Below are 13,614 nucleotides of genomic sequence, written 5' to 3'. Positions count from 1 at the left end.
CGCTCGCCCGCGCGACGCGTGGCGCGAGCGGCCGCTTATCGCCGACGTATTGCTCGCGTATCGTCCACGTATTTCCGGCCCCATCCAGACCCGCCATGCTCCCCGCCACGATCGACCACACGCTCTCGCAACTCGAAGCGCACGGCTATTTCGCGAGCCGCGAGCTGGCCACGACGCTCTTTCTCGCGCTCAAGATGGAGCGCCCGCTGTTTCTCGAAGGCGAGCCCGGCGTGGGCAAAACCGAGCTCGCGAAGGCCGCGGCCGCGCTCACCGGCACGACGCTGCTGCGCCTGCAATGCTACGAGGGGCTCGACACGGCCAGCGCGCTCTACGAGTGGGACTATCCGCGCCAGATCATGGCGCTGCGGCTGGCCGAAGCCTCGGGCGAGAAGCCGCGCAGCGACACGCTCTATCGCGACGAATTCCTCCTGAAGCGCCCGCTGCTGCAAGCGCTCGAACCGGACCCGCATCATCCCGGCGCGCGCCGCGTGCTGCTGATCGACGAAATCGACCGCGCCGATGAACCCTTCGAAGCCTTCCTGCTCGAGCTTCTTTCGGATTTCCAGGTATCGATTCCCGAGTACGGCACGGTGCGCGCGAGCGTGCCGCCGCTCGTCGTCGTCACGTCCAATCGCACACGCGAGGTGCACGACGCGCTCAAGCGGCGCTGCCTCTATCAGTGGCTCGGCTACCCCGAGCGCGCACGGGAGCTTGCCATCGTCGCGGCGCGCGCGCCTGAAACCAGCGCGGAACTCCAGCGCCGCGCCGTGGCGTTCGTGCATCAACTGCGCTCGATGGATTTGTTCAAGGCGCCCGGCATTGCCGAAACCATCGACTGGTGCCGTGCGCTCGCGGCGCTATCGGTCACCGAACTCGACCCGCAGTCGGTGCAGGACACGCTGGGCGTGCTGCTCAAGTATCAGGACGATCTCGCGCAGCTCGACACGCAGCGGATCGCCCAAACGCTTGCGCTTGCGGAGTGATGCCGATGGTGCACGCGCCGAACCGCTCGAACGCCACACCGGAAACACCGGAAGCGCAGGCGGCGCCTCGGACGCCCGCCCGCCCCGCTGCACGCGGCGCACCCGCATCGCACGAACCGCCGCCGATGTTCGCGCGCAATGTGGTCCATTTCGTGCGTGTGCTGCGCGGCGCGGGCTTGCCGATGTCGAGCGCGCGCGCCGTGGATGCGCTCGAAGCGCTGAGCTTCATCGACCTCACGCGCCGCGACGATGTGCGCGCCGCGCTGGCCGCCCTGCTCACCGCCGCGCCCGACGAGCGCGAGCTCTTCGACGCCGCGTTCGAGCTGTTCTGGCGCGACCCCGACTGGGAGGGCAAGCTGCGCGCGCTGCTGCTGCCGAAGGTGCAGGGCGCATTGCCGCCGCCGCGCCGCAACAATCGTCTTGCCGACGCGCTCGCGGCCCGCGCGGCCTCGCGCCCGGCCACTCAGGCACCGCCGGCCCACGAGGAGCACGAACTGCGCGCGCATGCGAGCTTCAGCGCCGAAGAGCGCCTGCGCCACCGCGACTTCGATACGCTTTGCGCCGACGAATGGCGCGCGCTGCGCCACCTGATCCGCGCGCGGCGACTGCCGCTCGCGACCGAGCGCACGCGGCGCCTCAAAGCGTCGTCGCACGGCACGCATGCGGATTTGCGCGCGAGCGCGCGCCATGCCGTGCGCGCGGGCGGCGACTGGACCGTCTGGAAATACCGCGCATGCGTCGAGCGCCGCGTGCCGCTCGTGCTGCTGCTCGACATCTCCGGGTCGATGAGCAGCTATTCGCGCGCCGTGCTCTACTTTTGCCACGCGCTGCTGCAATCGCGCGAGCGCTTGCAGGTGTTCCTGTTCGGCACGCGCTTGACGCACGCCACGCGGGCGCTGCGCGAACGCGACCCCGATGTCGCGCTCGCGCAACTCGCCGCGCAGGTGGCGGACTGGTCGGGCGGCACGCGCATCGGCGAGACGCTCGCGCAGTTCAACCGGCGCTGGGCGCGCCGCGTGCTCGGCGGGCGCGCCACGGTGCTGATGGTCACCGACGGCCTCGATCACGACCCGGGCAGCGCGCTCGCCGAGGAAATGGCGCGCCTGCACCGCTTCGCGCATCGCGTGGTGTGGCTCAATCCGCTGCTGCGCTATCGCGGTTTCGAGCCGAAGGCACGCGGCGTGCAGGCGATGCTGCCGCATGTGGACGCGCACTATCGCGTCCACAATCTGGAGAGCCTGGAAGCGTTCGGCCGCAGCCTGCAGGACCCATCGCACGGATCAACGCACAGATCAAGACAAGGAGCGAGACAATGGAGCTGAGCGAAAGCCACACGCTGCCGGTGCCGCAGCAGCACGCGTGGGAAGCCCTCAACGACACGGCGATACTCAAGGTGTGCATTCCGGGATGCGAGAGCATCGATGCCGATGGCGAGAACGCGTATGCTGTGGCCCTTACGGCCGCGATCGGGCCCGTGAAAGCGCGCTTCAAGGGCCGCATGCAGCTCGCCGACATCGAAGCGCCGCGCAGCTACACGATCCAGTTCGAGGGCCAGGGCGGCGCGGCGGGCTTCGGCAAGGGCGACGCGCGCGTGACGCTCGAACCCGCGGGCGAGGACGCCACCACGCTCAGCTATACGGCTAGCGCGCAGGTGGGCGGCAAGCTCGCGCAAATCGGCTCGCGTCTGGTGGACGGCGCGGCGCGCAAGATCGCCGCCGAGTTCTTCAAGCGCTTCACCGAGCAGCTTGGCCAGGGCGCGCAAGCCGGCGGCGCGCAAAGCGATGAAGCCGCCGCGCAACAGACAGCCGAAACGACTGACAAAACACAAGCCGCCAGCGACGCCGAAGGCACGGGCGGCGACGAACCGCAAAAGAGGAAACGATCATGGACAGCGTGGATCTCGAAGTCCTGAAATCCAGCGAACGCTGGCTCGAGGAAGGCCACCGCGCCTTGCTGGTGACGGTGGTGAAGACATGGGGCTCGTCGCCGCGTCCGGAAGGCGCGATGCTCGTCGTGCGCGACGACGGCCTCGTGGTGGGCTCGGTCTCGGGCGGCTGCATCGAAGACGATCTGATCGACCGCGTGCGCCGCGAAGGCATCGACATCGTCACGCCCGAGGCCGTGAAGTACGGCATCACGGCGGAAGAGGCGCATCGCTTCGGACTGCCGTGCGGCGGCACGATCCAGCTCGTGCTGGAGCCGCTCACCCTGGCGTCGGGCATCGGCGCGCTGCTCGCAGCGGTGGAGCGCGGCGAGCTGGTGGCGCGCACGCTCGACATCGCCAGCGGCCAGGCGTCGCTCGGCCCCGCGAGCGCCACCGACGGCGTGGATTTCGACGGCAAGCGCCTGCTCACGATCCACGGCCCGCGCTACCGCATGCTCGTGATCGGCGCGGGGCAGCTCTCGCGCTATCTGTGCCAGATCGCGGTGGGGCTCGACTATCACGTGACGGTGTGCGACCCGCGCGAGGAATACACCGACACGTGGGACGTGCCCGGCACCACGCTCGTGCGCACCATGCCCGACGACACCGTGCTCGACATGAAGCTCGACGAGCGCTGCGCCGTGATCGCGCTCACGCACGACCCCAAGCTCGACGACCTCGCGCTCATGGAAGCGCTCAAGACGCGCGCGTTCTACGTGGGCGCGCTAGGTTCGCGGCGCAACAACGCGGCGCGGCGCGAGCGGCTCAAGGAGTTCGATCTGAACGATGCCGAACTCGCGCGGCTGCACGGGCCGGTGGGCATCTACATCGGCAGCCGCACGCCGCCCGAAATCGCCGTGTCGATCCTCGCCGAAGTCACCGCGGCGAAGAATGGCGTTTCGCTGCCCACCCTGCTCCAGGTCGAAGGCGCGAAGGCCGCGCGCGAGCAGGCCGCGAGCGCCGGGTCGAGCTGCGACGTCTGAAGCGCCCCGACCGGCAGGCGTGACGCTGCGCGTGCGCCCGCTTCAGGCGCCGCGCGAACCCGCGCCGCGCTCATCCTCGTGATTCTTGCTGCGCTCGCGTGCGCCGCACGGCTTGAGCCACTGTCCGAGCCGCGTGCGCACCAGCCGCATCGCGCGCGTCCATCCCGCCGGGCGCGGGTCGGCGAGCATGCTCAGCGCCCGCGCATAGTCGAGCGTCAGGCCGGGCGTCCACGCCATGGTCTGGCCGCGCTTGCGCAGCTGCGCGGCCACCCAGAGCTCCGGCGTCGCCAGCATGCGCACAAAGGCGAGCCAGCCGCCGCCCCACACGCGCGGCGTCGCGCCTTCGAGCGCCGCCTCCAGCGCATGCGAGACCGTGCTCGAACAGTTGCGATGCGTGAGGTTGTAAGTCGTGTCGGCGCGATAGTGCTGCCAGAAGCGCGCGAGCCGCTGCGCATCGTAGTTGCGGATGCGCACCTTGCGCGTAGACGGGCACCATGCTTTCGACTCAGTCGCGTAATCGGGCTGGAACAGGCCCGGCACGTCGTTCTCCGCGGTCGCCCGCAAGAGGCGCGAGAACTCGTCGGGCGAGCGGTCGATCTCGACGGCGGGATACAGGCTGATGTACAGGTTCTCGGGCGCCTCCAGCGCCGCGTGGCCGGTCGAGATCACGCCGTCGCGGTCCACGGCCGCGATATAGCGGTCGATCAACGGCTGGCGCCGCGCCTCGGCCTTCGAGGTGCCCACGGGCGTCCACACGTGCACGGTGAGTGCGTGCTCGTGGTCCTCGGGCGGCCCGTCGAACACGGTGTGCGTCAGCCGCGCCTCAACTCCGTCCTTCCCGGCCTTCGTGCCCACGGCGCTCGCCGCGAGCGCCGCCGCGCCGCTCTGCGCCACCGCCGGATTCACGCCGAGCCGCCGCGCGCGCAAGGCGAGCAGCAACAGGTTCCAGCCGGTGAAGATCAGGGCGAGGCCAAGGCAATACGGCACCGTGCCCCTGTAATGCGTGGGATACGGCTGATACAGAAAGATCGCGATGGCGATTTCGAGCACGCCGCCCGCCACCGCGAATTTCCAGGTGCGGTAGCGCACGACCCAGGCGGAAGCGATCTGCAGCAGGCCATCGGCAAGAAAGAGCGTCGCGAACACCATCGAGAGGATGAACGGCGCATGCCGGTAGCCCGAGAGAATGAGCCCGGCGGTGAGGCAGAACGCGAGCCCCTTCACGTAGCGCAGCGTACGCTGGCCACCCATGCCGGTCCACGCGACTGCGAGCGTCGCGAGCCCTTCGACGAGCAGCAGCCAGCCGAACGGCGCGACGCGAAAATACAGCACGCCGTCGAGCGCATCGACGAAGAGCCCGGCGCCGATCGCAGCGCTCACCGCGCCCGCGATCAGCACCCCGCGCCAACGTGCGCGCAGGTAATCGACGCCCAGCAGGATGATCATGAGCCGCACCATCGTTCACTCCGCGTTGGCGGTTTTCATGGGTGCGATGCTACGCTCCACCGACGCGTGTCCGCCCTCAAGGTGCGCAGTACGTACACGCGAAGCGGGTTTTCGGTTGCGCGCGCAAGTGTGCGAAAGCACATGCAGCCAAGCGCAAATGCGCGCTAGAGCAGCCCGAACGCCAACGCAGCCGCCACCGACCCAGCCACCAGCGCGACGCCCGTGATGCGGCGGCGATTGAGCTCGGTCCACAGCAGCACGCCAGTCAGCGAAAGCAGGATGAGGCTGCCCGCGATGGTGTCCATGAGCAGCACCCAGCCCATGCTCATGCCCACGCCTTTGTGCAGATTGGTGAGCGTCGCGAGGAATGCGCTCTCGGTGCTCCGCACGGCGACGGTGCTGTCGCCCACCCAGTACTCCGCGGCCACGCTCTGGCGCGGCCCCATCAGCATGAGCTGCCAGAACTCGGGCTGCACGACGCTGCGCGCGCCCCACGCGACCGGATGCGCGCGCTCGCGGCGGATCTTGCCGGGCTTGCCGTCGAACGCGAGTTCGTGCTGGAGCCAGCGCGCGAGCGCCTCGGGCGTGGCGGGACGCTCGGCGGGCAGCGCGAGCCGCAGCTGCGTGACCTGCGGCGCGCCCGTCGAAATATGCATCGGCCCGGCGCGATGGTTGAGCAAAAAGCCCGTCACGCCGAATAGCAACCCCAGCACGGCGCCCCATAGTCCCACCCAGCCATGCACCTTGCGCAGCCATTTGATGAAGTTCGCGCGGCGCGAGCGCTTGCGCCGCGCGGCGAATTCGGCGGCATCGAGGGGCTGGGCGGCGCGGTGCGGGGGATCGATGCGAACGCCAGCGCCAGCTTCGGCGCTCGGGGTTTCGATCAGGGTCTCGTCGAGACGGGCATTCAAGACACGACTCCGGATACGGCACACCAACGTCGTGCGCCGGATCAATAATTGAAAATGAGAATAATTATTATTACACAAACAGAAGGCGAGACGTAAAGGCAAGGCGTGCGCAATGAGCGGCATCCGCTTGACAAGGAAATTGCGTGACTTTTAAGTGAAGGTATTGCGCCGAATACCTGCGAGAGCCGTCTCATAACCACAACGCCGCTCACGGAACGCCGCCATGCGCCACGTCCTCGTTCTTTATCTGGCTGTCCTCGGTTCGGCCTGCGGCGCACGAGCGGCGGAAATACCCGCGCCTGGCGCGGCCCCTGCGCAGACCGCGGCGCCCACGGCCGGCAACGCTGCCGACCAGGCGCCCTACACCAACGAGTCGGAGACGCAGACCTTCGCCATCAACGCCGACGGCTCCTTCACCAAGGTCGACGCGCTCACGCTGCGCATCAATACCGAGGCGGGCATCGCGCGCGCGGGCCAGTACTACGTGTGGTTCAACCGCGGCATGGCGCGCGTCGATGTGGTGGAGGCATGGACCGAGGACGCCCAGGGCCAGCGCCACGACGTGCGGCCCGAACAGATCCGCGACGTGCAGGAAGTACGCTCCTTCGACGCCCCGATGTTCCAGGACGTGCAGGACAAGGTCATCGTGTTCCCGGCCGTCGAGCCCGGCGCGCGCGTGCATCTCACGTGGCGCAAGACCCAGCGCGTGCCGCTCGTGCCCGGCTGGTTCAGCGACTTCACGCCGCCCGACATGGCGCCCACGCACAATTTCCGCGTGATCTACGACTTGCCCGCGAAGGTGCCGCTCCATGCCGACGCGCGCGGCTTCACCGTGCTCGAGCCGGTCACGGCGAACGGCCGCACGCGCTACGAATACCGCTATGACAAGACGAATTTCGCGCGCCTCGAATATGGTTCGGTTTCCTACGTAAGCTATGGCGACCGGCTGATGGTTTCCACCTTCCCCGATTACGTGGCATTCGCGAAGGTGTACCGCGAGGCCTCCGCCGACGTGGCCGCGCGCGACGCGGACGTGGTGCGGCTGGCGCACACGCTCACGGCGCACGATGCCACGCCGCGCGCGAAAGCTCAAACGCTCTACGACTGGGTCCGCCGCAATATCCGCTACGTGGCGGTCAATGTCGGGCGCGGCGAGATCGTGCCGCATCGCGCGACCGAGGTGCTCGCGAACCGCTACGGTGACTGCAAAGACCACGTCGCGCTCTATGGCGCGCTGCTCGACGCGGTGGGTGTGCGCAACGTGCCCGCGCTCCTGAACAGCGGCACGATCTACACGCTGCCTTCGGTGCCGGGCTTCGGTGTGATCAACCACGTCATCACATGGTTGCCCGACCTCGAGCTTTTCGCGGACTCCACGGCGAATAACGTCGAGTTCGGCTATCTGCCTTCGACGGACATGAACCGCGAGACCGTGCTCGCCGGCGACGGCACGCTCATGCGCACGCCGGCCACCGAACTGACCGCGCGCGACAGCGATCTCGACATCACCGTCGCGCCCGATGGCTCGGCGCGCTTCGTCTATCGCCTCGAGTCCAAAGGCTGGGCCGCGGAGCAGACGCGCAGCGTGCTGCGCCTGCAAACGCCCGCGCAGCGCGAGGAATCGCTGCAGTGGGAACTGCGCAACGCGAACCTGCGCGGCAGCGCCCTGCTCGCGTCGAGCCCGCTCGACGCCACCTCAGGACCGCTCGTGGTGACGCTCACGGGCACGCTGGACGGTTTCGTCGACCCGCTGATGACCACGCCGGTACCCACGCTCACGAGCCTCGTGGGCGGCATCGAGGCGAATCTGCGCTACTGGCTCGGCGAGACGCGCCGCACGCAGCCGTTCGTGTGCCGCAACGTGGCCGTGACCGAGCGCACGCGCATCGAATTGCCGCCGGGGCTGCGCGTGCTCGACATGCCCTCGGCGCAGCACGCCGCCACGACGCTGATCGACTACAGCTCGCAATACACGCTCGATACTCACGCCAACGTGCTGCGCGTGATGCGCACGGGCCGCACGCATTTTCCGAGCGACGTGTGCAGTCCCGCCGATTTCGCGCAGATGCGCGCCACCTTCGAGACCATGGCGCGCGACCTGCGCGCCCCGCTGATCGTCAAGCCCGTTGCGGCAAAACCGGCAGCGGGCGCGCTGGAGATCGAGGCGCCGCAGGCCTCGGTGCCACGCATGTAGTGATTGCGGCTCAAACGGATGATCAAACCGGCCAGAGCGGCCCTTCCTGCATCGCGCCGATCTGCTCGCGCAATTCGAGAATGCGCTCTTCCCAGTAGCGCTGCGTGTTGAACCATGGGAATGCCGCCGGAAAGGCGGGATCGGACCAGCGCCGCGCGAGCCAGGCCGAGTAGTGAATGAGCCGCAACGTGCGCAGCGCTTCGGTCAAATGCAGCTCGCGCTGATCGAATTCGCAGAAGTCTTCATAGCCGGCGAGCAGATCCGCGAGTGCGCGCGAGGCGTCCGCGCGGTCGCCGGGCAGCAGCAGCCACAAATCCTGGATAGCGGGACCCATGCGGCTGTCGTCGAAGTCGACGAAATGCGGCCCCGCATCGGTCCAGAGCACGTTGCTCGGGTGGCAGTCGCCGTGCAGACGCAGCTTGCGCACGTCGCCAGCGCGCTCGAACGCGGCCTCCACGCCTTGCAGCGCGAGCGCGACGACCGCTTCCCACGCTTCGCGCACGTCGGCGGGCACGAAGCCGTGTTCGAGCAGGTACGCGCGCGGCTCGTAGCCATAGCTCGCGATATCGATCGATGGGCGTGCCCGGTACGGCTGGGTCGCGCCCAGCGCGTGAATGCGTCCAATGAAGCGCCCTATCCATTCGAGCGTATCGCTGCGGTCGAGGTCGGGCGCGCGGCCGCCGCGCCGCTCGAAGAGTGCGAAGCGATAGCCCTCGTGCTCGTGCAGCGTGCGGCCCTCGAGCACGAGTGCGGGCACGGCGGGAATCTCGCGCGCGGCAAGCTCGGCCACGAACGCGTGCTCTTCGAGAATGGCTTCGTTGCTCCAGCGCTCGGGACGATAGAACTTCACGACGAGCGGCGCTTCGTCCTCCACGCCGATCTGGTAGACGCGGTTCTCGTAGCTGTTGAGCGCCAGCATGCGGCCGTCGGTGCGGCGGCCCGCCGGCATCAGGACGCCATCGACGGCGTCGAGCACGCACTCGGGTGTGAGGCGGGCGTAAGGTGCGGCCGAACCCGCTTCCGGAGGCTCGCCCGATGCAAATGTGGTTGGATCGTTCATCTGCGCATTGTGCATCGTGCGCGCCGCGGCGGCGAGGTCCGGTCAAACTCGCAAGTCAAACTCGCAGGTCAAATCCGGCACAAGTTCAGGCTGAATTCAGGGCGCGCTCAATGCAGATTCGCGCCGGCGGGCATGACGTGCTCGCCCGTGTCTATCAGATCCACCAGAAAAAAGGGTTCGGTGTTGAGCTGCTTCGACGCGCCAGGCTCCCCCACGTACCAGGTAACCATGGCCATGTCGCCGAGAATGCGCATCACGATACCGCGCGCGCCATGAGGCACTGCGATATGCACGGTGCGGACGATAGAACCGACTTGCATGATGTTTCCCCGTTCCCATTCCATTGCCGGCCTCCCCGCAAGAAAGGCCAGTCAGTGTGCTGACAAAAACTGGTGCGCATTCGACGTTGCGCACACATCCAACCTGCTCCGGCGAGCCGCGTTCGCGCTTGATTCGCGCGTGATTCGCGCTTCTTTCACACTTCTTTCGCCCTTGAGACGTGACACGGACCCGACACGGACCCAACCGGTTTACGCATTTTTGCCTCATTTCGGCTACTTGCGCAAAGCAAAAATAGAGGGGCGGCTCGCGCCCCCATTCGACTTACGAATTCCTGACTGTAACAGATGGTAATCGCCACCCGGCGCGCTTGTGGAGCGCTGGCTGCAAAAGTACTCTGACTATTACTGGCAGGCGTTATAGTCCTGCCAAAAGGCGCAAGCTTGGCACGAACGGATAAAAACGCAGACAAACGGCGCGTAATCGATGCACCAGCCGCCGCCCCAAACAGCCACATGAGCAGCCACGCGCCCCGCGCGAACGCTCGCCGCCCGATCCGGTAACAGCATGACAACTGCGCGGGCACCGCGCGATAGCTGCGTGCTGATATCGGCCATAACACCGCCACCCGCGAAGGAAGCTGCCGTTTCATGTGGATCGTCAGGCTCGCACTCAAGCGCCCTTACACGTTCATCGTGCTGGCGCTCCTGCTCCTGATCGTCGGCCCGCTGACGATCCTGCGCACGCCCACGGACATCTTCCCGAACATCGACATTCCCGTGCTCTCTGTCATCTGGACCTACACGGGCCTGCCCGCCGACGAGATGTCCAGACGCATCGCCATCAACTACGAACGCGGACTCTCGGTGGCCGTCAACGACATCGAGCACACCGAGTCCACCTCGCTCAACGGCGTGACGGTCGTGAAGATCTTCTTCCAGCCGCATGCCAACGTGCAGGAGGCGCTGGCCGAAGTCACCGCGCTCTCGCAGGCTCAATTGCGCTCGCTGCCGCCGGGCATCAACCCGCCGTTCATCCTGCGCTACAACGCCTCGACGGTGCCGATCCTGCGCCTTTCGCTGTCCTCGCCGCTGCTCACCGAGCAGGAGTTGTTCGACTACGGCAACAACTTCCTCAAAACGCAGCTCGCCACGGTGCCGGGCGCCTCGGCGCCGCTGCCCTATGGCGGCAAGCAGCGGCAGATCATGGTCGATATCGACCAGCGCGCATTGCAGCAGCACAACCTCTCGCCGATGGACGTGGTGAACGCCATCAGCGCGCAGAATCTCATCCTGCCCTCGGGCACGGCGAAGATCGGCGCGTCCGAATATTCGGTGCTGATGAACGCGAGCCCCAACACCATAGCGGGCCTGAACGACATCCCCGTGAAAACCACGGCGGCGGGCACGATCTATATTCGCGACGTCGCGCACGTGCGCGACGGCTTCGTGCCGCAGACCAACATCGTGCGCGTGAACGGCCAGCGCGCGGCGCTGCTCACCATCAACAAGAGCGGCAACACGTCCACGCTCGAAATCGTCGGCCGCATCAAGGCGATGATGCCGGTGCTGCACAATCTCGTGCCGCCCTCGTTCAACATCGACCCGGTCGCGGACCAGTCGCTGTTCGTGCGCGCCGCCGTGCAGGGCGTGCTGCGCGAGGCGCTCATCGCCGCCGCGCTCACCGCGCTCATGATCCTGCTGTTTCTCGGCAACTGGCGCGCGACGCTCATCATCGCGATCTCCATTCCGCTGTCGATGATCACCTCGATCATCGTGCTCGCGGCGCTCGGCGAGACCATCAACATCATGACGCTCGGCGGTCTCGCGCTCGCCGTCGGCATACTCGTTGACGACGCAACGGTCGCCATCGAGAACATCAGCCAGCAGCTCGAACAGGGCAAGACGCTCGAGCAAGCGATTCTCGACGGCGCGCACCAGATCGCGGTGCCCACGCTCGTCTCCACGCTCTCGATCTGCATCGTGTTCGTGCCGATGTTCCTGCTCACGGGCGTCGCGCATTATCTGTTCATTCCGCTCGCCGAAGCCGTGGTGTTCGCGATGCTCGCGTCGTACTTCTTCTCGCGCACGCTCGTGCCCACGCTCGCGAAGTATCTGCTGCGCTATCACCACAAGCCCGCCGACCTCCATCACATGCATGCGGGCACGCGCAATCCGTTCATGCGCCTCCACCTTGCGTTCGAGCGCGGCTTCGAGCGCATGCGCGTGCGCTATCGCGCGTTTCTCGCGGCGCGCGTCGCGCATCCCGTGTGGTTCGTGGCGGCGTTTCTCGCCTGCTGCGGCGCCTCGCTGCTATTGCTGCCGTTTCTCGGCCGCGACTTCTTTCCGCAAGTGGATGCGGGCACGATCGCGCTGCATCTGCGCGCCAAGACCGGCACGCGCGTGGAGGAAACCGCCGTCATCACCGATCGCATCGACAAGCGCATCCGCCAGCTGATTCCCGCGCGCGAGCTGCATTCGATCATCGACAACATCGGCCTGCCGGTCTCGGGCATCAATCTCTCGTACAGCAACACCGGCACGATCGGCACCTCGGACGCCGACGTGCTGATCTCGCTCGCCGAAAACCACCACCCGACGGCGGATTACGTGCGGCTGCTGCGGCGCACGCTCAACGACGAATTCCCGGGCGTCCAGTTCGCCTTCCTGCCCGCCGACATCGTGAGCCAGACGCTGAACTTCGGCATGCCCGCGCCGATCGACGTGCAGATCACGGGCCGCGACGTGGATGCCAACCGCGCATACGCGGCGCGCCTGCTCGCGAAACTGCGCAGCGTGCCGGGTCTCGCCGACGCGCGCATCCAGCAGCCAGCCGACCTGCCGCGCCTCTTCATCGACGTGGACCGCACGCGCGCGCAGCAAGCGGGCTTCACGCAGAAGGACGTGGCGAGCGACCTGCTCATCACGCTCTCGGGCAGCCAGCAGACCACGCCCACGTTCTGGCTCAACCCGATGAACGGCGTGAGCTACAACGTCATCACCGAAGCGCCGCAATACACGATCGATTCGCTGCAGTCACTCGCGAACATTCCGCTCACCGCGAACGGGCGCAGCAACATTCTCGGCTCGCTCGCGAGCATGCGGCGCGTGTCCGGGGACGCGGTCGTCACGCACTACAACGCGCAGACCACCATCGACATCTACGCGAGCGCGGACCGCCGCGATCTGGGCGCGGTCTCCGACGACGTCCAGAAAATCATCGCCGGATCGCACGGCGACCTGCCCAAGGGCTCGACGCTCAGCCTGCGCGGCCAGGTCGACACCATGAACAATTCGTTCTCCGGATTGCTGGGCGGCCTCGTGTTCGCCATCGTGCTGGTCTACCTGCTGATCGTCGTGAACTTCCAGTCGTGGCTCGATCCGCTCATCATCATCTCGGCGCTGCCCGGCGCGCTCGCGGGCATCGTCTGGATACTGTTCCTCACGCACACCACGGTTTCCATTCCCGCGCTCACGGGCGCCATCATGTGCATCGGCATCGCCACGGCGAACTCGATTCTCGTGATCAGCTTCGCGCGCGAGCAGTTGCGCGAGCACGGCGACGCCGCGCGCGCCGCCATCGAGGCGGGCTTCACGCGCTTTCGCCCGGTGCTGATGACGGCGCTCGCGATGGTGATCGGCATGGTGCCGATGGCCATTGGACTCGGCGAAGGCGGCGAGCAGAACGCGCCGCTCGGGCGCGCCGTGATCGGCGGGCTCACGGTGGGCACGCTCGCGACGCTCATCTTCGTGCCCGTGGTGTTCTCGCTCGTGTACCGCAAGCTCGGCGAGCACCGCCAGCGCGCCATCGAAAACGTAGTGCCCAAATCATGAC

The 13,614-nt window shown here is 67.2% G+C and carries 10 protein-coding genes; 6 read left to right on the top strand and 4 right to left on the bottom strand.

Going from position 1 to position 13,614, the window contains the following annotated elements; translation table 11 throughout:
- The first annotated feature begins 95 nt into the window (after positions 1-95).
- The 4 genes from P5W98_RS00475 to P5W98_RS00460 all read left to right on the top strand — a co-directional run bounded on the left by P5W98_RS00475 (position 96) and on the right by P5W98_RS00460 (position 3,890).
- Positions 96-983 (top strand): AAA family ATPase, encoded by an 888-nt coding sequence (locus tag P5W98_RS00475; protein ID WP_421022714.1) that lies wholly within the window; start codon positions 96-98, stop codon positions 981-983.
- 125 nt (positions 984-1,108) lie between these two features.
- Positions 1,109-2,305 (top strand): vWA domain-containing protein, encoded by a 1,197-nt coding sequence (locus P5W98_RS00470; protein WP_421025140.1) that lies wholly within the window; start codon positions 1,109-1,111, stop codon positions 2,303-2,305.
- A complete protein-coding gene (locus P5W98_RS00465) occupies positions 2,296-2,895 on the top strand; it encodes a CoxG family protein (protein ID WP_421044645.1) in 600 nt (199 codons plus the stop codon). The genes P5W98_RS00470 and P5W98_RS00465 overlap by 10 nt, the downstream gene beginning before the upstream one ends.
- A complete protein-coding gene (locus P5W98_RS00460) occupies positions 2,868-3,890 on the top strand; it encodes an XdhC family protein (protein WP_421022712.1) in 1,023 nt (340 codons plus the stop codon). The genes P5W98_RS00465 and P5W98_RS00460 overlap by 28 nt, the downstream gene beginning before the upstream one ends.
- Positions 3,891-3,932: 42 nt before the next feature.
- On the opposite strand, the gene P5W98_RS00455 is transcribed toward P5W98_RS00460, so the two are convergent.
- Together P5W98_RS00455 and P5W98_RS00450 are read right to left on the bottom strand one after the other, a co-directional pair.
- Positions 3,933-5,348, bottom strand: a complete 1,416-nt coding sequence (locus P5W98_RS00455) for an HdeD family acid-resistance protein (RefSeq protein ID WP_421073863.1) — start codon at positions 5,346-5,348, stop codon at positions 3,933-3,935.
- Positions 5,349-5,500: 152 nt separating this feature from the next.
- Positions 5,501-6,220 carry a PepSY-associated TM helix domain-containing protein gene (locus tag P5W98_RS00450; protein ID WP_434718521.1) on the bottom strand — a complete coding sequence of 240 codons (720 nt, stop codon included), beginning with the start codon at positions 6,218-6,220 and terminating at the stop codon, positions 5,501-5,503.
- A gap of 250 nt (positions 6,221-6,470) precedes the next feature.
- On the opposite strand from P5W98_RS00450, the gene P5W98_RS00445 reads away from it, so the two are divergent.
- Positions 6,471-8,441: a DUF3857 domain-containing transglutaminase family protein gene (locus P5W98_RS00445; protein WP_434718119.1), complete on the top strand. Its 1,971-nt coding sequence runs from the start codon at positions 6,471-6,473 to the stop codon at positions 8,439-8,441.
- A 22-nt stretch (positions 8,442-8,463) separates the two neighbouring features.
- Here P5W98_RS00445 and P5W98_RS00440 read toward each other — a convergent pair whose 3' ends face one another.
- Both P5W98_RS00440 and P5W98_RS00435 read right to left on the bottom strand, forming a co-directional pair.
- Positions 8,464-9,501: a serine/threonine protein kinase gene (locus P5W98_RS00440; RefSeq protein ID WP_421022709.1), complete on the bottom strand. Its 1,038-nt coding sequence runs from the start codon at positions 9,499-9,501 to the stop codon at positions 8,464-8,466.
- A gap of 107 nt (positions 9,502-9,608) precedes the next feature.
- Positions 9,609-9,821, bottom strand: coding sequence for a hypothetical protein (locus P5W98_RS00435; RefSeq protein WP_035523464.1), 213 nt, complete (start codon positions 9,819-9,821; stop codon positions 9,609-9,611).
- 609 nt (positions 9,822-10,430) lie between these two features.
- On the opposite strand from P5W98_RS00435, the gene P5W98_RS00430 reads away from it, so the two are divergent.
- Positions 10,431-13,613 carry an efflux RND transporter permease subunit gene (locus tag P5W98_RS00430; protein ID WP_421022708.1) on the top strand — a complete coding sequence of 1,061 codons (3,183 nt, stop codon included), beginning with the start codon at positions 10,431-10,433 and terminating at the stop codon, positions 13,611-13,613.
- The last annotated feature ends 1 nt before the right edge of the window (position 13,614 follow it).

The organism is Paraburkholderia sp. A1BS-2L (genome assembly GCF_051125205.1).
GTDB lineage: Bacteria > Pseudomonadota > Gammaproteobacteria > Burkholderiales > Burkholderiaceae > Paraburkholderia.
The sequence above is the reverse complement of the archived record's forward strand: the minus strand, read 5'-3'. Positions and strand labels throughout refer to the sequence as shown.

Coding starts and splice junctions, on each gene's coding strand:
- P5W98_RS00440 (WP_421022709.1), bottom strand. CDS start 9,501: ATGAACGATCCAACCACATTTGCATCGGGCGAGCCTCCGGAAGCGGGT.
- P5W98_RS00475 (WP_421022714.1), top strand. CDS start 96: ATGCTCCCCGCCACGATCGACCACACGCTCTCGCAACTCGAAGCGCAC.
- P5W98_RS00455 (WP_421073863.1), bottom strand. CDS start 5,348: ATGGTGCGGCTCATGATCATCCTGCTGGGCGTCGATTACCTGCGCGCA.
- P5W98_RS00470 (WP_421025140.1), top strand. CDS start 1,109: ATGTTCGCGCGCAATGTGGTCCATTTCGTGCGTGTGCTGCGCGGCGCG.
- P5W98_RS00430 (WP_421022708.1), top strand. CDS start 10,431: ATGTGGATCGTCAGGCTCGCACTCAAGCGCCCTTACACGTTCATCGTG.
- P5W98_RS00445 (WP_434718119.1), top strand. CDS start 6,471: ATGCGCCACGTCCTCGTTCTTTATCTGGCTGTCCTCGGTTCGGCCTGC.
- P5W98_RS00460 (WP_421022712.1), top strand. CDS start 2,868: ATGGACAGCGTGGATCTCGAAGTCCTGAAATCCAGCGAACGCTGGCTC.
- P5W98_RS00435 (WP_035523464.1), bottom strand. CDS start 9,821: ATGCAAGTCGGTTCTATCGTCCGCACCGTGCATATCGCAGTGCCTCAT.
- P5W98_RS00465 (WP_421044645.1), top strand. CDS start 2,296: ATGGAGCTGAGCGAAAGCCACACGCTGCCGGTGCCGCAGCAGCACGCG.